This window comes from Geodermatophilus sp. CPCC 206100 (genome assembly GCF_048569675.1).
Taxonomy (GTDB): domain Bacteria; phylum Actinomycetota; class Actinomycetes; order Mycobacteriales; family Geodermatophilaceae; genus Geodermatophilus.
This window is the reverse complement of sequence record NZ_JAQISV010000044.1, coordinates 40016-59404: the sequence shown is the minus strand read 5'-3', so window position 1 is coordinate 59404 and position 19389 is coordinate 40016. Positions and strand designations below refer to the sequence as shown.

19 protein-coding genes and 2 pseudogenes are annotated in these 19389 nt (G+C 76.4%); 7 read left to right on the top strand and 14 right to left on the bottom strand.

Annotated elements, in window-relative coordinates; genetic code table 11:
* The 5 genes from PGN05_RS19505 to PGN05_RS19485 form a co-directional block, all read right to left on the bottom strand.
* Nucleotides 1-341, bottom strand: a 341-nt coding sequence (locus PGN05_RS19505) for a hypothetical protein (protein WP_419754229.1), incomplete at its 3' end; no start/stop codon positions are given.
* 37 nt (nt 342-378) lie between these two features.
* The gene (locus PGN05_RS19500) at nt 379-1197 is read right to left on the bottom strand and encodes an SDR family NAD(P)-dependent oxidoreductase (RefSeq protein WP_419754228.1); all 819 of its coding nucleotides are present in this window, start codon (nt 1195-1197) and stop codon (nt 379-381) included.
* A gap of 39 nt (nt 1198-1236) precedes the next feature.
* Nucleotides 1237-2955, bottom strand: coding sequence for a sigma-54-dependent Fis family transcriptional regulator (locus PGN05_RS19495; protein WP_419754227.1), 1719 nt, complete (start codon nt 2953-2955; stop codon nt 1237-1239).
* Nucleotides 2956-3003: 48 nt separating this feature from the next.
* Nucleotides 3004-4098, bottom strand: coding sequence for an LLM class flavin-dependent oxidoreductase (locus PGN05_RS19490; RefSeq protein ID WP_419754226.1), 1095 nt, complete (start codon nt 4096-4098; stop codon nt 3004-3006).
* Between the two features lie 80 nt (nt 4099-4178).
* Nucleotides 4179-5564: an FAD-binding oxidoreductase gene (locus PGN05_RS19485; protein ID WP_419754225.1), complete on the bottom strand. Its 1386-nt coding sequence runs from the start codon at nt 5562-5564 to the stop codon at nt 4179-4181.
* 191 nt (nt 5565-5755) lie between these two features.
* Here PGN05_RS19485 and PGN05_RS19480 point away from each other — a divergent pair, with 191 nt between their 5' ends.
* Both PGN05_RS19480 and mug read left to right on the top strand, forming a co-directional pair.
* Nucleotides 5756-6826, top strand: coding sequence for a ScyD/ScyE family protein (locus tag PGN05_RS19480; protein WP_419754224.1), 1071 nt, complete (start codon nt 5756-5758; stop codon nt 6824-6826).
* A 91-nt stretch (nt 6827-6917) separates the two neighbouring features.
* Nucleotides 6918-7421, top strand: a complete 504-nt coding sequence (gene mug / locus PGN05_RS19475) for a G/U mismatch-specific DNA glycosylase (RefSeq protein ID WP_419754223.1) — start codon at nt 6918-6920, stop codon at nt 7419-7421.
* A gap of 19 nt (nt 7422-7440) precedes the next feature.
* Here mug and PGN05_RS19470 read toward each other — a convergent pair whose 3' ends face one another.
* Nucleotides 7441-7938 (bottom strand): N-acetyltransferase family protein, encoded by a 498-nt coding sequence (locus PGN05_RS19470; RefSeq protein ID WP_419754222.1) that lies wholly within the window; start codon nt 7936-7938, stop codon nt 7441-7443.
* Between the two features lie 84 nt (nt 7939-8022).
* On the opposite strand from PGN05_RS19470, the gene PGN05_RS19465 reads away from it, so the two are divergent.
* Both PGN05_RS19465 and PGN05_RS19460 read left to right on the top strand, forming a co-directional pair.
* Complete coding sequence (locus tag PGN05_RS19465) at nt 8023-8472, top strand: winged helix-turn-helix transcriptional regulator (protein ID WP_419754221.1); 450 nt, start codon at nt 8023-8025, stop codon at nt 8470-8472.
* Between the two features lie 65 nt (nt 8473-8537).
* Nucleotides 8538-10016 carry a tannase/feruloyl esterase family alpha/beta hydrolase gene (locus PGN05_RS19460; RefSeq protein ID WP_419754220.1) on the top strand — a complete coding sequence of 493 codons (1479 nt, stop codon included), beginning with the start codon at nt 8538-8540 and terminating at the stop codon, nt 10014-10016.
* A 5-nt stretch (nt 10017-10021) separates the two neighbouring features.
* Here the strand turns inward: PGN05_RS19460 and PGN05_RS19455 are convergent, their stop codons facing one another.
* Nucleotides 10022-10342: an AzlD domain-containing protein gene (locus PGN05_RS19455; RefSeq protein ID WP_419754219.1), complete on the bottom strand. Its 321-nt coding sequence runs from the start codon at nt 10340-10342 to the stop codon at nt 10022-10024.
* Nucleotides 10339-11007 carry an AzlC family ABC transporter permease gene (locus tag PGN05_RS19450; RefSeq protein ID WP_419754218.1) on the bottom strand — a complete coding sequence of 223 codons (669 nt, stop codon included), beginning with the start codon at nt 11005-11007 and terminating at the stop codon, nt 10339-10341. Before PGN05_RS19450 ends, PGN05_RS19455 begins: the two co-directional genes overlap by 4 nt.
* Before the next feature lie 171 nt (nt 11008-11178).
* Between PGN05_RS19450 and PGN05_RS19445 the strand changes: the two genes are divergently transcribed.
* Nucleotides 11179-12555, top strand: a complete 1377-nt coding sequence (locus PGN05_RS19445) for an FAD-dependent oxidoreductase (RefSeq protein WP_419754217.1) — start codon at nt 11179-11181, stop codon at nt 12553-12555.
* A 23-nt stretch (nt 12556-12578) separates the two neighbouring features.
* Here the strand turns inward: PGN05_RS19445 and PGN05_RS19440 are convergent, their stop codons facing one another.
* The 4 genes and pseudogenes from PGN05_RS19440 to PGN05_RS19425 all read right to left on the bottom strand — a co-directional run bounded on the left by PGN05_RS19440 (nt 12579) and on the right by PGN05_RS19425 (nt 14838).
* Nucleotides 12579-12770, bottom strand: coding sequence for a cold-shock protein (locus tag PGN05_RS19440; RefSeq protein ID WP_419754231.1), 192 nt, complete (start codon nt 12768-12770; stop codon nt 12579-12581).
* A gap of 153 nt (nt 12771-12923) precedes the next feature.
* Nucleotides 12924-13121, bottom strand: a pseudogene (locus tag PGN05_RS19435) (cold-shock protein); the annotation flags it as partial.
* 156 nt (nt 13122-13277) lie between these two features.
* Nucleotides 13278-13478, bottom strand: a pseudogene (locus tag PGN05_RS19430) (cold-shock protein); the annotation flags it as partial.
* A 190-nt stretch (nt 13479-13668) separates the two neighbouring features.
* Nucleotides 13669-14838, bottom strand: a complete 1170-nt coding sequence (locus PGN05_RS19425) for an LLM class flavin-dependent oxidoreductase (RefSeq protein WP_419754230.1) — start codon at nt 14836-14838, stop codon at nt 13669-13671.
* Between the two features lie 270 nt (nt 14839-15108).
* Between PGN05_RS19425 and PGN05_RS19420 the strand changes: the two genes are divergently transcribed.
* Nucleotides 15109-16899 carry an FAD-dependent oxidoreductase gene (locus PGN05_RS19420; protein WP_419754216.1) on the top strand — a complete coding sequence of 597 codons (1791 nt, stop codon included), beginning with the start codon at nt 15109-15111 and terminating at the stop codon, nt 16897-16899.
* A gap of 25 nt (nt 16900-16924) precedes the next feature.
* Here PGN05_RS19420 and PGN05_RS19415 read toward each other — a convergent pair whose 3' ends face one another.
* Entirely contained in the window at nt 16925-17758 is an 834-nt protein-coding gene (locus PGN05_RS19415) for a helix-turn-helix domain-containing protein (RefSeq protein ID WP_419754215.1), read from the bottom strand.
* A gap of 38 nt (nt 17759-17796) precedes the next feature.
* Between PGN05_RS19415 and PGN05_RS19410 the strand changes: the two genes are divergently transcribed.
* Nucleotides 17797-18342 (top strand): TIGR03086 family metal-binding protein, encoded by a 546-nt coding sequence (locus PGN05_RS19410; RefSeq protein ID WP_419754214.1) that lies wholly within the window; start codon nt 17797-17799, stop codon nt 18340-18342.
* Nucleotides 18343-18352: 10 nt separating this feature from the next.
* Here the strand turns inward: PGN05_RS19410 and PGN05_RS19405 are convergent, their stop codons facing one another.
* The gene (locus tag PGN05_RS19405; RefSeq protein ID WP_419754213.1) at nt 18353-19327 is read right to left on the bottom strand and encodes an anti-sigma factor RsbA family regulatory protein; all 975 of its coding nucleotides are present in this window, start codon (nt 19325-19327) and stop codon (nt 18353-18355) included.
* Between the last annotated feature and the right edge of the window lie 62 nt (nt 19328-19389).

Here is a 19389-nt window from a genome sequence, read left to right as displayed (position 1 = left end):
GCGGCGGCTCCGCGCCCGCGGCGGATCCGGCGGGCCCGGCGCAGCGCGTCGGCCACGGCCGCGTCGGCGTCCCGGCGCCAGCCCGGCGGCGGGGCGGGGGCGGACGGCGGGCGGTCGAGGGACTCCAGCACCTGCCCGCGGCCGGCCGCGTCCTCCAGGGCCGCCGCCGCGGTCGCGCGCGGATCGGCCCGGCCCCAGCGCAGCCGGGTGCGGGTGAGGGCGACCTGGACGGCCTCCTCGGCGCGGTCGGCGTCCCCGGTCAGCTCCAGCGCGGTCCGCAGCAGGCCCGGCCGCTCGGCGGCGGCGAACCGGCGGAACGCCGCGTCGACGTCCTCGCTCATGTCGGTCCTCCGCGGGGGCTGGGCTGTGCTGGCTCCCTCAGTCTCCCGCCCGCACGGGGACCGGCGGGAACGCGGCCTCGAGGCGGGCGGCCCGCTCGGCGGCGCGGTCCCGGAACTCGCCGTGGGTGACCAGGTAGAGCTCGTTGGCGCGGACCGCCTCGACGACGCTCGCGCCGACCTCCTCCGGCTCGATGAAGCGCAGCCGGCCGGTCGCGGCGAGGTCGACGTCGGCGAGGCCGGTCGCCGCGGTCCCCGGCCGGGTGCGCAGGCTGTTCTTGATGTTGCTGTGCACCGCGCCGGGCAGCAGCGCGGTGACCCCGACCCGGGAGCCGGCCGCGGCCAGCTCCGCCGCCAGTACCTCGCTGAGCCCCAGCACGGCGGCCTTGCTGGCCACGTACGGGGCGACGTCCGGCGGCGTCACCAGCACCGACAGGGAGGACGTGTTGACCACGTGCCCCCAGTCGGGGTTGCGCTCCAGCACCGGGAGGAACGCCTGGATGCCGTGGACCACCCCGTAGAGGTTGACGTCGAGCACCCACCGCCAGTCGTCGAGGGAGAGGCGGGCCACCGAGCCGAACGGCCCGACGCCGGCGTTGTTGCACACGACGTGCACCTCGCCGTACTCGGCCACGGCGCGGTCGGCGAGGGCGGCGACGCTGTCGGGGTCGGTCACGTCGGTGCGGACGCCGAGCACGCCCAGCTCGCGGGCCGTGGCGGCCAGCGCGTCCGCGTCGACGTCGGCGATCACGACGTGCGCCCCGGCGTCGAGGAAGGCCCGGGCCAGGCCGCGGCCGATGCCGGAGGCGCCTCCGGTCACCACGGCCGTGGTGCCGGGGAAGTGCACGGTGCGGGTCACGCGTCTCCTCGGGATGGGTGCCGTCCGGGCGGACGGCGGTCAGGTCAGCTGGTAGCGCTTGAGCTTGCGGTAGACGGTGGCCCGCGAGATGCCCAGCCGCCGGGCGACCGCGGTCCGGTCGCCGCCGGTCGCCCGCAGCGCCGCGAGCAGCGCCTGGCGTTCCAGCCGCTCCATCTCGCCCAGCGCCCGGCCGGCCGCCGCGCCGCGGTGGTGGGCGGGCAGGTCGTCGAGCCCGATCTCCGCGCCGGTGGCGCGCAGCCGGGCGGTCGCCAGCACCTGCAGCAGCTGGCGCACGTTGCCCGGCCAGTCGCCGGCCGCGAGCGCCGCCTCCGCGCGGGGGGCGAGGGCGGCGGGGCCGCCGTCCCGCCCGGCGAGGGCGGCCAGCAGGTCACGGCACAGCTCGGGCACGGTGCCGCGCCGCTCGCGCAGCGGGAGCACGGCGAGCACGCCGGGCAGGGCCTCCCGGACGGCGAGGGGGACGTCGCCGGGCTCGCCGGCCGCGGTGCCGACGACGGGGCTCTGGGCACCGGCGAGCAGGTCGGCCACGGGGCGGACCAGCTCGGCGGGCAGGTCCGGCAGGGCGGCCAGCAGCACCGGGGCCCCGCCGCGGACGGCGCCGGCCAGCGTGCCCAGCCACTCCCGCGGGTCCAGCGGCGCGAGGGCGCACTCCAGCTCGACCGGCTCGCCGCCGGCGGCGCGCAGGGCGGCGCGGGCGGCGTGCCGCTTGCCGGTGCCGCGCTCGCCGGTGAGCAGGACGGGGGTGCCGCCGGCCAGCGCACGGGCCAGCTGGGCGCCGACGTCCGCGCGGGCGGGTTCCGGCGGAGCCGACCGCGGGCGCGGCTCGACCGGCTCGACGACGAGGACGGCGGCGTACTCCCCGCGCGGCTGCTCGACCGGCGTCACCGTGATCGTCACCGCCACGCCGGAGCTGAGCCGCCGGCGGACCGTGCGGCCGCTGCCGGCCTCCTCGGCGATCCGCCGGAGCAGCTCCTCGTCGGCCTCGTGCACCAGTTCACGCGCCCGGGTGCCGACGACGCACAGCTGGGAGGTGACGCCGACGACCGCGCCGCGCGACCGGCGCGCCACCTGTGAGAACGCCTCGAAGAACTCGCGCTCGCCGTCGCTGCGGCTGGCCAGCAGCTGCGCCTCGATCGACCGGCCCAGCTCGACCACCAGGGGCAGTACCGCGGGCGAGGCGTACTCCCGCCGCGAGTGCACGCCCAGCGTGCCGACGTAGCGCCGGGTGGCCGGGTCGCGGATCACCACGCCGGTGGTGGTGAGCCCCTCGCTGTCGGTGCGCAGGTGCTCGGTGCCCGAGACCAGGAACGGCCGCTGCTCCTCGTGCGCGCACCCCAGGCCGTTGGTGCCGATGAGGTCCTCGGCGAAGCAGGTGCCCGGGGGCAGGTGCATCTCGAGCAGCCGCCCCGGCGGCGGCTGGTCGCCGACGACGGTGGTCAGCAGCCGGCAGGCGCGGTCGGTGAGGAAGCCCCAGGAGCCGAGGTCGGAGACCTGGTCGTGCAGCCGGTCCATGATCGGCTGCGCGACGGCCGCCAGCCGGGTGCCGGACGCGGGCCGGTCGTCGACCGGGAACCGCGTGGCCGCCGGGTCGACCCCGGCCAGCAGGGAGCGCCGCCACGACCGGACGATCTCCGGGCGCACCCCGGGGGCCGCGGCCGGGTCGACGGTGAACGGGTCGGCGGCCAGCACGCGCTCCTTGGCCGCGCGGACGGCGTCCCACTCCGCGGCGGTCCGCGGCACGCGCGGACCCCCGGCCGGAGGGGACGCCGCCGTCACGCCGTCACGCCGTCACGCCGCCACGCTGACCGGGGTGCCGCGCAGGGACCGGGCCGCGGGCAGCACCTCGCGGGCGAACAGCTCCAGGCTGGCCCGCGCCTGGTCGTAGGGCATCCCGCCGAAGCACGGCGCCACGACCAGCTCGAAGTCGCCCAGCACGTCGCGGATGGCCTCGATCTGGCCCAGGATCCGCTCCGGGTCGCCCCACAGCGCGGTGGCGGCGTAGTCGTCGGCCGCCTTCTCCAGGCCGATCTCGCGCAGGTGGGCCGCGGTGGCCGCGTACCGCTCGTGTCCCTTGGTGGTCGCGAAGTGCTCGCCGGCCATCTCGTAGTGGTCGACGTTGGACATGAAGAACCGGTTGACGTACTCGAAGTGGCGCTCGCGGGCCAGCGCGTCGTCCTCGTGGCAGTACATGTTGACGTTGAGCGAGATGGGCGGGGCCACCCGGCCGTGCTCGGCCTCGAACAGCTCCCGGTAGCGGGTGAAGCCCGGCATGAGGTCGGGCACCGGCCGCACGATGAACGACATCATCTGCGCCTCCAGCCGCGCCGCCATGACCAGCGAGTCCGGCGAGCCGGCGACGACGTAGCGGCGGCCGCGGAAGCCGCCGCGGGGCCGGGGCCGCAGCTCGGCGCGGGGCTGGGGGTAGTAGGGGCCGGCGCCCTCGATGACGCCGGTCTCCAGCGCCTCGAAGATCATCGGCGCGGCCTCGTCGAAGCGGTCGCGGGTCTCGTCCAGCGTGACGCGGAAGGGGACGTACTCGCGGCGCGAGAGGCCGCGGCCCAGGCCGAGCAGTAGCCGGCCGCCGGAGATGGTGTCGAGCATGAGCGCCTTCTCGGCTACCCGGAGGGGGTCGTTCCACGGCACGATCACCGCTCCCGTGCCCAGCTTGACCTGCCGGGTGCGGCCGGCCAGGTGGGCCAGCAGGAGCAGGTTGTCCGGGCAGAGGGAGTAGTCCTCGAAGTGGTGCTCGACGGCCCAGACGCTGTCGTAGCCGAGCTCGTCGGCGCGGACGGCGAGGTCGATCTCCCCGGCGTACATCTCCTCGTCGGTGAGCCCGGGGTCGAGCTTCCCGAAGCCGAGGTTGATCCCGATGCTGAGCTCCACTGCGCCTCCTGGCCGTTCCGGGTGTGACCGGCGTCCACCCGCCGCAGGGGACGCTAGGCGACACCGGGGGGCCCGGCGTCTCAGTTTGAGACGCCGGCCTCCCAGAGGACACCGGGGTTCATGATCCCGAGCGGGTCCACCGCCGCCCGGACCCGCCGGGTCAGGTCGAGGACGTCGGCGCCCACCTGCTCGGCCAGGACGTGCCGCTTGGCGCGGCCGACCCCGTGCTCGCCGGTGACGGTTCCGCCGGCCGCGATCGCGGCCCGCAGGACGGCGGTGAAGGCCGCGTCCGCCCGCCGCCGGGACGCCGCGTCGCCGGCGGTGTAGAGGATCGCCGGGTGCAGGTTCCCGTCGCCGGCGTGGGCGAAGACGGGGATCTCCACGCCGTGCGCGGCGGCGATGGCCTGGATCTCGGCCAGGACGTCGGGCAGCCGGTCGACCGGCACGCAGACGTCCTCGGGGAGCAGCGGCCCGCGGGCGTCGAGGGCGGGGCCGGTCGCCCGCCGCGCCTCGAGGAACGCGTCGCCCTCGGCTGGGTCGTCGGTGGCCAGGACCTCGCGGGCACCGGCGGCCCGGCAGCACTCGGCCATGTGCTCGGCGTCCGCGGCGCGGGCGGGACCCGGCGCGTCGGACTGGGCGATGAGCAGCGCGCCGGCGGTGCGGTCCAGGCCCATCGGGCGGAAGTCCTCCACGGCGTTGACCGCGGCCCGGTCGAGCAGCTCCACCATCGATGGCCGCAGGCGGGCGCCGATGGCCACGACGGCCCGCCCGGCGTCCTCCGGGGTGTCGAACCAGGCGACGACCGTGGCGGCCGGCTCCTGCGCCGGCACCAGCCGCAGGACCACCCGCGTGACGATTCCGAGGGTGCCCTCGCTGCCCACGAACAGCCGCAGCAGCGGCAGCCCCGCGACGTCCTTCACCGTGCGACCGCCGAGGGTGACCAGCCGCCCGTCGGGCAGGACGACGTCCAGCCCCAGCACGTAGTCGGACGTGACGCCGTACTTCACGCAGCAGATGCCGCCCGCGTCGGTCGCCACGTTGCCGCCGATCGAGGAGATGCGGAACGAGCCGGGGTCCGGCGGGTACCACAGGCCATGCGCCGCGGCCGCCTCCTTCACCGCCGAGTTCAGGGCCCCCGGCTCGGCGACCGCGGTGCGGGTGCCGCGGTCCACCTCGATCGCGGTCATCCGCTCGGTGCTCACCACCACGCAGCCGTCGACCGCGGTCGCGCCGCCGGCCAGGCCGGTGCCGGCGCCGCGCGGCACCACCGGCACCCGGTGCGCGCTCGCCCAGCGCAGCGCGACCTGCACGTGGGCGGCGGACTCGGCCCGGACGGCGGCGACGGGCTGCCCCGCCTCGGCGGCGCGGGTCCAGTCGTGCCGGTAGCGGTCCAGGCGCGCGGCGTCGGTGACGACGACGCCCTCCGGCAGGGCGTCGGTGAGCTCGCGGAGGGCGGCGTCGTCCATGTGCCCAGCCAACCACCGGCCGGCCGGCGGGACAGCTCCGATGCGGGCGACTACGCCGCGCGACGCCGCGCGCCCGCCCCGCGGGTTTCCCGATACCGGCCGGTTCCGGCGGCTCCGCAACGCCCCCTAGCGTGCGCGTCGGCCATCGCACTCGGGAGGGGAGTTCCATGGGGACGCTGCGCAGGTGTGCCGTGGGGACCACGGCGTTCGCACTGGTCGTCGCTCCGGCGGCCGTCGCCCAGGCCGGCGGCGAACACGACGGGGGCGGTGGCGTCGTCGAGGTCGCGGCCGGCCTGTCGGGGCCGCGGGGGCTCGCCGACCACGAGGAAGGCGGGCTGCTCGTCGCCGAGTCCGAGACCTCGGAGGTGTCGTCGGTCGACCCGTGGACCGGGGACGTGCAGACCGTGATCCGCGACGTGCAGAACGTGCAGGGGGTCGACTACCGGGACGGGCTCGTCTTCGTCGCCGTCGGGTCCGCGGAGCCCGAGCCGGGTGCGGCTCCGCCGCCGGAGCCGCCGGGGGTCGGCGAGGGCGGGCCCGGACTCCTCGTGTTCGACACCGACGGGCGCGAGCTGCACGAGGTCGACACGCTCGCCTACGAGCTGGCGCGCAACCCCGACGGGCAGGTCCAGTTCGTCGAGGGAGCGCCGGTGGACGCGCTGTCCAACCCGTTCGCGGTCCTCGCCCAGCGCCACCGGGTGCTGATCGCCGACGCCGGCGGCAACGCCGTCCTGGCGGTGGACACGGACGACGGGGAGGTGAGCACGTTCTTCGTGCCACCGACGGTCACCGACGTCGAGGGCTGCGAGAACGCCAACCCGGGCACCCAGGGCTGCGACCCGGTGCCGACGGGCGTCGTCGAGGGGCCCGACGGGCTGATCTACGTGAGCACGCTGGGTGCCGAGGTGCCGGGCGCCGCGCGGGTCTACGTCCTGAGCCCCCGCGGCGACGTGGTGCACGTGATCCCCGGCCTGCACGCCGCCACCGGCGTCGAGGTGGACCGGCGCGGGAACGTCTACGTCTCCGAGCTGATCGAGGGCGCCCCCGAGACCGAGGTGCCACCGCCGGGCTTCGACCTGTCCACCGTGGGCCAGGTCGTGCGCATCGCGCCCGACGGGGACCGCAGCTACGCGCAGGTGCCGCTGCCCACCGGCCTGGCCATCCAGGACGGCGAGCTGTACGCCTCGGCGTGGAGCCTGCCGCTGGACCCGGCCCAGGCCGGCCGGGTGGTCCGCATCGGGGACGACGCCTTCACCGGCTGACCGCTCCCGCTCCCGCACAGGGGGCGCCGGCCCGCGGGCCGGCGCCCCCGTCGCGTGCGGGCCGGGGCCGGCGCGCCGCTACGCTCCCCGGGTGCCGGGCAAGCCGCTGCCGGACGTGATCGCGCCCGGGCTCGACGTGCTGTTCTGCGGGATCAACCCGTCGCTCACCTCGGCGGCGCGCGGGCACCACTTCGCCCGGCCCGGCAACCGGTTCTGGCCGGCGCTGCACCGGGCCGGCCTCACCCCGCGGCTGCTGACCCCGGACGAGGACCGCGAGCTGCTCGCCTCCGGGCTCGGGGTGACCAACCTCGTCGACCGGCCCACCCGGACGGCGGCGGAGCTCTCGCCCGACGAGCTCCGCGACGGCGCGGTCGCGCTCGCCGCCCTGGTCGCCCGGTACCGGCCTGCGGTGCTCGCCGTCCTGGGGGTGACGGCCTGGCGGCAGGCCACCGGCCGGCCGCGAGCGGCGCTCGGGCGGCAGGAGGAGCGGGTCGGGGGAGCGGTGACCTGGGTGGTCCCCAACCCCAGCGGCCTCAACGCCCACCACCAGCTGCCCGACCTCGCCCGGCTCTACCGGCAGCTGCGGCCGGGCTGAGCCGAGCGGCCGCTCCCGGTCAGGCGGGGGCCGGTGCCGGCCGGCGGCGCAGCGGGCCGGCCACGGCGTAGGTGCCCTCCTCCGCCGTCAGGGTGGCGCCGGGCAGCAGCCGCCGGACCAGCCCGACCACGCGGTCGTTGTCGGCCTGCACCGAGGCGGTGACCGTGGTGACGCCGCGGCGGGCGGCGAGCTCGCCGAGCTCGCGCAGCAGCTGGCGGCCGACCCCCACGCCCTGCCAGCCGTCCTCCACGACGACGGCGACCTCGGCGGTGGCCGGGTCCCCGGGCGTCCGGTCGTACCGGGCCACGCCGACGACCTCGCCGCCCACCACCGCGACCAGTGCCTCGCGCCGGTCGTGGTCGACGCTGACCAGGTGGGGGAGCGCGCCGGCCGGGGGCTCCCGCAGCGGGGCGTGGAAGCGGCGGTACACCGTCTCCCGGGACAGCCGGCTCCACAGCCGGCAGAACAGCGGCCCGTCGTCCGGGCGGACCGGTCGGGTGGGGACCCCGATCTCCATTGCCGACCTCCTGGGTTCGAGATGTGAACCCTCCACCCCCCTGCATCGGTTCGTCAAGCGAACCCAGAAAGTTAGACTGGCGTGGTGAGCGAAGCCCTGTGGGACCGGTCGCGGTGCTCGGTCGCCGGCACGCTGGCCGTGGTGGGGGAGAAGTGGAGCCTGCTGGTGCTGCGGGAGGCGTTCCTCGGGGTGCGCCGCTTCGCCGACCTCCAGCGGGTGCTCGGGGCGCCGAAGGCGGTGCTGACCGACCGGCTCCACACCCTGGTCGACCACGGGATCCTGCGTCGGGTGCCCTACCAGGCGGAGGGGGCGCGGCAGCGGCACGAGTACCGGCTGACCGAGAAGGGCCTCGACCTGTACCCGACGCTGGTGGCCCTCATGCAGTGGGGCGACCGCCACCTGGCCGGCCCCGGCGACGTGCCGCTGGAGCTGCGGCACCGCGACTGCGGCGAGCCGGTGCACCTCGCGCTGGTCTGCGCGGCGGGGCACGAGCTGGCCGGCGCCCGGGAGGTCCGCCCCGTGTCGCGGGGCTGACCGGTCGTTCCCGCTGGCGGAAGGCGGCGTGCCCGGCGCCCGCGGGCCCGGACACACTGGCCGCCATGCCGGTCCCGGGGGCCTCGAGCCGCCTGTCCACCCTGTCGCTGCCCCACACCACCGTCGACTCGGTGGTCGACGACCCGGGGGACGACACCACCCCGGCGTCCTGCCGCGTGCAGCTCACCGTCACCCACCCGCCGGCCGGGGACCGGGTCACCGTCTGGGTGCACCTGCCGGCGGAGACGTGGAACGGCCGCCTCCAGGCCCGCGGCGGCGGCGGCTTCCTCGGCGGCTCGCCGGACTCCCTGCTCGAGCCGCTGCGGAACGGGTACGCCTGCGCGGCCACCGACGCGGGGCACCCGGGCCCCTCCGCCGACTTCGCCCTCGACGCCCGCGGCCGGCTGGACTGGCAGGCGATCCGCGACTTCGGCCACGTCGGCGTCCACGACATGACGGTCGCCGCCAAGGCGGTGGTCACCGCCTACTACGGGCAGCCGCCGGCCTTCTCCTACTTCCACGGCTGCTCGACCGGTGGCCGGCAGGGGCTGATGGCGGCTCAGCGCCACCCGGCCGACTACGACGGCGTCCTCTCCGGGGCGCCGGCGATCAACTTCCCGAAGATGCAGGTGGGCCAGATCTGGGGCCAGCTGGTGATGCTGGAGCGGCGCAACCCCGTCTCCGCCGCGAAGTTCGAGGCGGCGCTGGCCGCGATCGTCGAGGCGCACGACCTGGTGGGCGACGGCGTGCGGGACGGCGTCATCGGCGACCCGCTGGCCGTCGACCCCGACCTGGGCGCCCTGGTCGGGCTGCCCACGCCGGACGGCCCGCTGACCGAGACCGACGTCGAGGTCCTCCGGCTGATCGGCCAGGGCCCACGGCGGCGGGACGGCAGCTTCCTCTGGTACGGCCTGGCGCCGGGCGTGCCGTACGCCGGCCTGCACGACACCGCGGTCGTCGACGGCGAGCTCGTCGGGCAGCCGTTCGTCTTCGACCTGTGGTGGATCGGCCTGTTCCTCGAGCAGGACCCCGCCTGGGACTGGCGCACGCTGACCCGCGAGTCGTTCGAGGCCCTGTTCGACCGCTCGGTGGAGATGTACTCCGCCGTGCTGGCCGCCGACGACCCCGACCTCTCGGCGTTCGCCGACCGCGGCGGCAGGGCCCTGGTCTGGCACGGCGCGGCCGACTTCGGCATCCCCTTCCAGGGCACCGTCGACTACTACGAGCGGGTCCGGGCCCGGCTGGGCGCCGAGCGCACCGACGAGTTCCTGCGGCTGTTCCTCGCGCCCGGGGTCGGGCACTGCGGTGGCGGGGGAGGGCCGCAGCCCACCGGGCAGTTCGAGGCCCTGGTCGCCTGGGTGGAGCACGGGACGGCGCCGGAGGAGCTGCTCGCGGTGGGCACCGGAGCCGACGGCGCGGTCCGGCAGACCCGCCCGCTGTACGCCTACCCCGGGGTGGCGCGCTGGACCGGCGAGGGCGACCCCGCCGACGCCGCCGCCTTCACCCGCGCCGAGGGCACCCGGCTGGTCCCGCCCGCCCGCTGACCCGCTCAGTCCACCCCGGCCGCCCGGAGACCGGCGGTGACCGCCGCCGCGGCGAGGACGGCGACCAGCACGTGCGCCCGCCGCCACAGCAGCAGCCCGGCGGTGGCCACCCCGGCGGTGTCGGCGCCGACGTGCAGCTCACCACCGTCGGCCAGGGCCGAGGTGACGACCAGTGCGGCCAGCAGCGCCGAGGAGAGCAGCAGGACCACCCGCACCGCCGCCGGCGGCAGCTCGCGGCCCCCGGTCGCCGCGGGGCCGAGGCCGCGGGTCAGCGCGGTGGTCACCACGCACAGCCCGACCAGCGCCCACCACCCGCCGGCGCTCACCGCGGTGCCCGCAGTCCGGCCAGCGCGGCCGCGGCGGCGACGAGCACCGGGAGACCCGGCGGCGCCACAGGCACCAGCGCGAGGGCCAGCGCCGCACCGGCCAGCGCGACGGCCAGCCGCAGCCGGTCGCGGACCTCGGCGACCAGGAGCGCCAGGAAGAACGCCGGGAAGACCGCGTCCAGCCCGAGCGCGCGGACGTCGAGCTCGGGCACCGCGACCCCGACCCCGGTGCCGAGGACCCACAGCACGTACTGGATCGCGGAGTGGCCGAACAGGTACTCGCGGTCGTAGCCGCCGTCGCCGCGCGCGGCCATCGCCCACGACGCGTCGACCGTGGCCTGCCCCTCCACGGCCCGCCGCAGCCGCCCGCCCCGCAGGGAGGGCCCCAGCGCCAGCCCCATCGGCAGGAACCGCGAGCTGACCAGCGTCGCGGCGCCGACGGCGGCGCCCACCCCGCCCCCGGCGCCGACGATCCCGAGCGCGGCGAACTGGCCCGAGCCGGAGTACACGAGCACCGACATGACGACCACGGCGAGCGTCGGCATCCCGGCGTCGGTGGCCACCACGCCGAACGACGCGGCCAGCACGAACGTCGCCGCGCCGAAGGGGGCTCCGTCCCGCACGCCGTCCCGCCAGCTCCGGCGCGGCTCCGCGCTGTCGTCCACGCACCCTCCCGGTCCCGCGACCCCCGCCGGCCCCTCGCTCGGGCGGCGCTGCCGGGGACGACCCTGCCAGGAGCCGGGAGGCGGGGCAGCGGGCATCCCCCCGCGGCGGACCGCCCGGCCGGACCCGCCACGTTCGGCGGCGGGTCGCCGCGTCCCCTAGCGTCCCGGGACGTGGGCACGCGGGTGGTCGTGGTGGGCGGGGACGCCGCCGGGGGGAGCGCCGCCTCCCAGGCACGCAAGCGGCAGCCGGGGCTCGACGTCGTCGTGTTCGAGCGGGGCCGGGCGACCTCGTACTCGGCCTGCGGCATCCCCTACTGGATCAGCGGGGCGGTCGAGTCGGAGGCGGCCCTGATCGCCCGCACGCCCGAACAGCACCGGGCTGCCGGCATCGACGTCCGGATGCGCACCGAGGTCGTCGGCATCGACCTGGACCGGCGGGTGGTGCACTGGCACGACCTCGAGGGCGGGGGCACCGGGATCGAGCCCTTCGACGAGCTGGTCTACGCCACCGGCAGCGTGCCCATGCGCCCGCCGGTGCCGGGCATCGACGCCACCGGCGTCTACGGGGTGCAGGTCCTGGACGACGGCGTCGCGCTGCGGGCCGAGTTGGACAGCGGGCGCGTGCGGCGGGTGGTCGTGGTGGGCGGCGGCTACATCGGGCTGGAGATCGCCGAGGCCTGCCGGGTGCGCGGGCTGGCGGTCACCGTCGTCGACCGCTCGGCGACGCCGGTGGGCACCTTCGACGGCGACGTCGGCGAGTTCATCTCCGAGGCGGTGCGGGCCGAGGGCATCGAGCTGGTGCTGTCCGATCCGGTGGCGGCCATCGACGTCGGCGCCGACGGCCGGGCGCGGGCGGTCCTCACCCAGGGCGGCCGGGAGCTGCCGGCCGACCTCGTCGTCCTCGGCCTCGGCGTGCGGCCCGCCGTCCGCCTGGCCCAGGAGGCCGGCATCCCGCTGGGCGTGTCCGGCGGGGTCGCCGTCGACACCCGGATGCGCACCGCCGTCGAGGGCGTGTGGGCCGCCGGCGACTGCGTGGAGTCCCTGCACCGGCTCTCCGGTCAGCGGGTCGTCGTCGCGCTGGGCACGCACGCCAACAAGCAGGGCCGGGTGGCCGGGATCAACATCGGCGGCGGGTACGCCACCTTCCCCGGCGTCATCGGCACCGCGATCACCAAGATCTGCGACGTCGAGGCCGCGCGCACCGGGCTGTCCACCGCCGAGGCCGAGGCCGCCGGGTACTCCTTCGTCACGGCCTGGGTGGACTCGACGACGAAGGCCGGCTACTTCCCGGGCGCCGAGCCGATCCGCGTCAAGATGATCGCCGAGCGGCGCAGCGGGCGGCTGCTCGGCGCCCAGATCGTCGGCCGCGAGGGGTCGGCGAAGCGGATCGACGCCCTCGCCATCTGCATCTGGAACGAGATGGGCGTCGACGAGATCCTCTCGCTCGACCTGTCCTACGCCCCGCCGTTCGCCCCGGTGTGGGACCCGGTCCTCATCGCCGCCCGCAAGGCCTTCGAGGCCGTGGAGGCCGACGTCCGCGAGCTGTGACGCCGGCCTCCGGGCCTCGAGGCTCAGATCGGGTCGACGGCGTCGGCCTGCAGGCCGCGCTGGCCCTGGCTGGCCTCGTACTCCACCCGCTGGCCCTCGTCGAGGGTGCGGAAACCGCCCCGGTCGGGGATGGCCGAGAAGTGCACGAAGACGTCGGGGCCGCCGTCGTCGGGCTCGATGAAGCCGAAGCCCTTGTCGGCGCTGAACCACTTCACCGTGCCGGTGCTGCGGTCCCCGCCGCCGGAGCGGCGGGCCGGGCCCCGGTCGCCGCGGTCGCCCCGGTCGCCGCGGTCGCGGTCGCCGCGGTCCCGGTCCCCGCCGCGGGCGTCCCGGCCGCGCGGTGCCCCGCCCCCGCGGCCCTGCTCCAGTGGCTGCACGAAGTCCGCCTGCAGGCCGCGCTGGCCCTGGCTGGCCTCGTACTCGACCGGCTGCCCCTCGTCCAGGCTGCGGTAGCCGCCCTGGTCGGCGATCGCGGAGAAGTGCACGAACACGTCGTCGCCACCGTCGTCCGGGGCGATGAAACCGAAGCCCTTGTCGGCGTTGAACCAGGAGACGGTGCCCGTGGCGCGCGCTCCACCGCGCCCGCCGGACCGGCCGCCGCCCCGGCCCGTGTCCTCGCGGCCGCGGCCGGACTGCTCGCGGCCCCGGCCGGAGCCGTACTCCTCCCGGCGGGAGCCGTACTCCTCCCGGCGGGGGCGCCCCCCGCCCCCGCCGCCGCCGGTGGGCCGCACCGTGTCGGCCTGCAGGCCGCGCTGGCCCTGGCTGGCCTCGTACTCCACCCGCTGCCCCTCCTCGAGGCTGCGGAAACCGCCGTCGTCGGCGATCGCGGAGAAGTGGACGAAGACGTCACGCCCACCCTCGTCGGCCTCGATGAACCCGAAGCCCTTCTCCCCGTCGAACCACTTCACCGTGCCCTGCGGCATCGTGTTGCTCCTGCACTCCTCGGCGTCGGCGGGTCCGTCCCGCCGGCCGTCGCCCCCGGATCGGACCGGTGGCGCACCGCCTCTCAGGGTGCCTTACCTCCGGCGGCCGGGGGCGGGCACTCCCGGCGGCCGGGGCCCGGGGCGCGCCGGCCGGCCGGGAGCGGCCGGCCGGCGCGAGGGGCGACGCGGGTCAGGCCTGGCCGGCGGTGGCCCGCTCCTGGGCGTAGCGGTCCGTGGCCGCCTGGATCGCCGCGCCGTTCTTGGCGTCGAGCTCGCTGTGCTTGCTCCGGGCCCAGCTCTCGGCGGCCAGCAGCCGCTGCTGCGAGGGCTGGAAGACCGGCATGACGTGCCGGGCGAACAGCTCGAAGCTGCGCTGGGTGGCCGCCCAGCCCGCCCAGTCGTGCTGGAGCAGGATGTAGCAGCCGAACCCGCCGTGCGACTGCTCGACCAGCCGCTGGATCTGCCGGATCGCGTCGTCCGGGGTGCCGATCACCCCCCAGCCGCTCTCGTCGAGCCAGGCCAGTCGCTCCTCGAAGGTGTCGCCGGGGATGCGGACCGGCGGCAGCGCCAGCGTCTTCTGGGTGTACTCCACGAAGGCGTCGAAGCCGTACCGGATGTCCTCGACCGCCTGCTCCCGGGTCTCGGCGATGTGCATCGGCCCCATGAGCCGCCACGAGGCCCGGTCGGCGGTGCGGCCGGCCGCGGCCGCCTCGGTCTGCCACACGTCCCAGTGCAGGGCCAGGGCGTCGAAGCCCATCTCGGTCGTCGCCCCGACCGAGAGCATGCCCATCCCGTACTTCCCGGCCAGCCGCGGGCCGGTGGGGGAGGCGGTGGCCGCGACGGCCATCTCGAAGCACGGGTCCTGGTAGGGGGCCAGCTGGCACCGCGCGTCGACCAGCCGGTACCGGTCGGTCTCCACCGTCACCGGCTCGTCCGTGGTCAGCAGCCGGACCAGGACGTCGAGGTCCTCGTGCAGCGCCGGGCGCAGCTGGTCGGGCTCGAGGCCGATCATCGCGGCGTCCGTCGGGAGCGACCCCGGGCCCACGCCCAGCATGAGCCGGCCGCGGGTCAGGTGGTCCACGAGGATCGCGCGGTCGGCCACCCACAGCGGGTTGTGGTACGGCAGCGAGACCACGCCGGTGCCCAGCTTGATGTGCCGGGTGAGCGGCCCCAGGTGGGCGATGAACGTCAGCGGGTCGGCGATGATCTCCGTCGCCGCCGAGTGGTGCTCGCCGACCCACACCTCGTCGTAGCCGAGCCGGTCCAGCAGTTGGACGGTCTCGACGTCGCGCTGCAGCGAGGTCGTCGGGTTCTGGGTGGGCGGGCTGTTGAACGGCGGCATGAACAGGCCGAAGCGCATCTTGCTCACGGGGTCTCTCCTCCGGTTCGACGGTGGACCGAGGGCACGCGGCCGGGGACCGGCTGCGCGCGCGCCGTCGTGCGGCCTCGGCCGCCGACCCGGGCGAGTATGGCCCAGGTCACACCGCGGAGGGCCCGGGGGCACCCCGGCGGGACCTGCCCTCCGGGCACCGGGAGTGGTGGTTGACACACGCGCCGTCCGGGGGTTGGGATCGGTCGAGCAGCGGACAGGTGTCCGCCTCGCGTCTCCCCACCCCCCGGAAGGACATCGATGAGCGCTCCCGCGACGACGGTTCCAGCCACGGGAGGACCGGCCGTCGCGGTCGACGTCCTCGTGGTCGGTTCCGGGCCGGCCGGTGCCGCTGCGGCCCTGTTCCTGGCCACGTACGGCACGTCCGTCCTGCTGGTGACCAAGTACGGCCGGCTCTCGGACACCCCGCGTGCGCACATCACCAACCAGCGCACGATGGAGGCGCTGCGCGACGCGGGCGTCGAGGAGCGGCTCATGCGGGAGGCGACGCCCTGGGAGTACATGGGCAACACGACCTTCTGCACCAGCCTGGCCGGGGACGAGCTGGGCCGGATCCCCTCGTGGGGCACCGACACCGAGCGGCACGCCGACTACGAGCTGGCCAGCCCGACGACGATGCTCGACGCGCCGCAGACGATCACCGAGCCGATCCTCGTGCAGGCCGCCCAGGAGCGGGGCGCGCGGATCCGGTTCGACACCGAGTACCTCTCGCACGTCCAGGACGACGAGGGCGTGACCACCACCGTCCGGGACCGGCTCAGCGGCGCCGAGTACACGATCCGCTCGCGGTATCTCATCGGTGCCGACGGCGCCCGCAGCGCGGTGGCCGCCGACCTCGACCTGCCCTACGAGGGCCCCGGTGCGGTCGCCGGCGCGCTGAGCATCGTCTTCGAGGCCGACCTGTCCCGCTTCGTGGCCCACCGCCCGTCGGTCCTCTACTGGATGCTCCAGCCGGGCGCCGAGAAGGAGGGCGTCGGCCTCGGCGTGCTGCGGATGATCAAGCCCTGGCACGAGTGGATGCTCATGTGGGGCTACGAGGTCGCCGCCGGCCCGCCCGAGCTCACCGACGAGGTGGTCCGGGAGCTCGCCGTCGCGCTGGTCGGCACCGACGACTTCGAGATGACCGTGACGTCGCGCTCGCCGTGGACGGTCAACCACCACTTCGCCACGACGATCGCCAGGGGGCGGGTGTTCTGCGCCGGCGACGCGATCCACCGGCACCCGCCGACCAACGGGCTGGGCTCCAACACCTCGATCCAGGACAGCTACAACCTGGCCTGGAAGCTCGCGCACGTCGTCGCCGGCACCGCCGACCCGTCGCTGCTGGACAGCTACGACGCCGAGCGCGCGCCGATCGCCCGCCAGATCGTCGAGCGGGCCAACCAGAGCATCGCCGACACCGGGAAGATCCTCACCGCGCTGGACCTGGAGCACACCGAGGCCGACGCGCTCGAGCGCCAGCTGGCGCTGTGGAAGTCGCCGGGGCCGGAGGGGGAGAAGATCCGCACCGCGCTGCGCGAGGCGATCGCCTACAAGGCCTACGAGTTCGACGCCCACGGGGTGGAGCACAACCAGCGGTACGCCTCCTCGGCCGTCGTCCCCGACGGGACGCCGATGCCCGAGTTCCGCCGCGACCCCGAGCTCTACGCCCAGGCCACCACCTGGCCCGGGGCCAAGCTCCCGCACACCTGGGTCACCGTGGGCGGCCGCCGCACCTCCACCCTGGACCTGGTCGGGCACGGCCGGTTCAGCGTGGTCACCGGCATCGGCGGCGAGGCGTGGCTGGCCGCCGCCGAGGAGCTCGGCGGCGAGCTCGGGCTGGCGATCACCCCCGTCGCGATCGGGCCCGGCCGACCGGTCGAGGACCCCTACGGCACCTGGGCCGGGCTGCGGGAGATCGAGGACGCCGGCGTGCTGCTGGTCCGCCCCGACCTCTACGTCGCCGCCCGCCACCTCGGTGCGCCGGCCTCGGCGCAGCAGGCGCGGGACTGGCTGGGCGCGGCCCTGCGCAGCGTGCTCGGCCGCGGCTGAGTTCGGCGCCCGGTGCGGCCGGCCGTCAGCGGCCGTACCGGGCGGCGAACTCGCCGGGCCGCATCCCGGTGACCCGCGCGAAGTCGCGGGTCAGGTGCGGCTGGTCGGCGTACCCGAGCAGCGCCGCCACCTCGGCGACCGTCGTGGCGCCGTCCCGCAGCCGCCCGGCGGCCTCCTGCAGCCGGCGCCGCTGGATCAGCCACTTCGGGGTCAGGCCGAGCCGGCGCCGCACCAGCCGCTGCAGTGCCCGCTCGGAGAGGTCGAACTCCGCGCACACGCGGGCGACGCGGACGACGTCCGGCTGGTCCTCGATGAACGCGACGACGCGGTTGACCAGCTCCCCCTCGGGGTCCACGGGCAGCAGCGGGCGCAGGGCGTCCTCGACCGCGCCGGTCGCGGCGCGGTGGGCGGCGGGGGAGTGCGGATCGGGGCCCATCGCGGCCCGCACCCGCTCGACGAGCAGCCGCCCGTCGTCCCCGAGGACGTCGGCGAGGTCGACGGCGCGGTCGGTGTGGGGCGCCATCGAGCCCCGGGCGACCAGCCCGCCGCCGGCCGGGGCGAGCATCACCCCCACCGCCCAGCCCTCCCCGGCGAGGACGGTGGTGGACAGCCCGGACACCACCCCGTAGAAGCGTGCGTAGTCGGACGCGACCACGAGCAGGGCCACCGGGTACTGCAGCACCTTCTGCGGGGCCTCGCGGCCGGCGGGCACCGACCACACCGGGATCCAGAACCGCTGCAGCAGGCCCTCGAAGCCCGGCCCGGGCTCGTAGCGGTACATGACGTGCGAGGCGTCGCCCGGGTCCTTGAGGTGCGCGCGCTCGATCCGGTCACGGGGACCGGTGCTGTCGGTTTTCATCAAGACCCATGGTGCCGGGACTGCCTACGGTTCCTGGCATGACCCGCATCGCCGCCTCGTACGAGTCCGTCAACCGCTCGCTGACCGCCGTCCTGGAGTCCGTCCCCGAGACCGCCTGGGACAAGGACTCGCCGTGCGCCGGCTGGACGGCGCGGGACGTCGTCGCGCACCTGGTGACCACCCAGCGCGAGTTCCTCGCCCAGCACGGCGTGGACCTCGGCGCCGAGCCGGACGTCGCCGCCGACCCGGCCGCCGCCTGGCGGGAGCACTCGGCGCGGGTCCTCGCCGCGGTCTCCGACGAGGCCGTCGCCGAGCGGGGCTTCGACGGGTTCTTCGGGCCGACCACGGTCGGGGCGGCGCTGGAGCAGTTCTACGTCTGGGACATGGTGGTGCACCGCTGGGACGTCGCCCGCGCCACCGGCGGGGACGCCGGCCTGACCGCGGAGGAGCTGGACCGCATCGAGCGCGGCGCGGACGGATTCGGCGAGGCGCTCTACATGGAGGGCATCTGCCGGCCGGCGGTGGAGGTGCCCGCCGACGCGGACCGGGCCTCCCGGGTGCTCGCCCGCCTCGGGAGGCAGTGAGCCGCCGGGCTCAGTCCAGGTTCGTGGTCAGGCGGACGACGACGCCGTCGGGGTCCCGGGTGATGTCGACGTGGTCGCACAGCTGCCGAGCCAGCCACAGCCCCATGCCTCCGCGGGACAGGTCGTCGCCGTGGGCGGGGCCGTACCCGGCGAAGGGGTCGTCGGGGCCGGGGCCGCGATCGCGGATGCGGCAGACCACCGAGCCGCGCGAGATCCACAGGGCGAGGTCGACCGGGGGGCGGCCGTGCCGGACGGCGTTCGACGTCATCTCGTCGACCGCGAGCAGGAAGTCCTCGACGAGGGCCCGGTCGCCCCGGACCCCGCCCAGCTCGGCGGCGACGGCGTGCCGAAGCCCGATGAAGTCGGTGACGCCCCGGACGTCGAGCCGCGGGGGCGTACCCTCCAGCGGCTCGGGCGGCACGGGGAGCTCGCGCAGGTAGCGCGCCGGGTCGACGAAGGCCGGGTTGGGCCGCCGGTCGCCGTCGGAGACGAGGACGGGGTGGGTGGCCAGGACGGACGCCAGCACCGGGTCCGGGAGGCGCCGGCGGTCGAAGACGCACAGGCTCCACAGCGGCCAGTCGGCGAGGGCGTGGTTGAGGGCGGCCTCGTAGCGCTGCCACTCCAGCCAGTCCCGGCCGGTGCGGCCGACGTCGATCTCGCCGACCACCCGGATCCGCGTCACCCCCGCGGCGACCAGGCGGTCGGCCAGCCGGCGGAAGGTGGTGATCGCGGTGGGGGTGCGGCGGGCGGAGGCGTCGGTCCGGTCGACGACCACGAGCCGCGGGTCGTCGCCGACCGCCGCGCAGACCGCGGCGGCGGTCGACGGACCGGCGGCGACCACCGCCGCCTCGCCTGCGTCGAGCCCGGCCCCCAGGAACGGGGCGGTGACGCCGGCCAGCGCGTCGAGCGAGTCGTACAGCAGCGCGTCGTGCCGGTAACGGGAGGCCGGGGCGCTTCCGCAGCCCCCGGACGGCACCTCGCCCACCGCCGCCCTCCCCGCGTCCTCGACCGTTCCGTGCCGGTCCACGGTAGACAGTGCCCAGGGCC

What these genes read in the sequence shown, in the direction of transcription:
- PGN05_RS19485 (WP_419754225.1), bottom strand. Translation starts at nt 5,564, where the DNA reads ATGGACGACGCCGCCCTCCGCGAGCTCACCGACGCCCTGCCGGAGGGC.
- PGN05_RS19470 (WP_419754222.1), bottom strand. Translation starts at nt 7,938, where the DNA reads ATGGAGATCGGGGTCCCCACCCGACCGGTCCGCCCGGACGACGGGCCG.
- PGN05_RS19460 (WP_419754220.1), top strand. Translation starts at nt 8,538, where the DNA reads ATGCCGGTCCCGGGGGCCTCGAGCCGCCTGTCCACCCTGTCGCTGCCC.
- PGN05_RS19425 (WP_419754230.1), bottom strand. Translation starts at nt 14,838, where the DNA reads ATGCGCTTCGGCCTGTTCATGCCGCCGTTCAACAGCCCGCCCACCCAG.
- PGN05_RS19420 (WP_419754216.1), top strand. Translation starts at nt 15,109, where the DNA reads ATGAGCGCTCCCGCGACGACGGTTCCAGCCACGGGAGGACCGGCCGTC.
- PGN05_RS19415 (WP_419754215.1), bottom strand. Translation starts at nt 17,758, where the DNA reads ATGAAAACCGACAGCACCGGTCCCCGTGACCGGATCGAGCGCGCGCAC.
- PGN05_RS19410 (WP_419754214.1), top strand. Translation starts at nt 17,797, where the DNA reads ATGACCCGCATCGCCGCCTCGTACGAGTCCGTCAACCGCTCGCTGACC.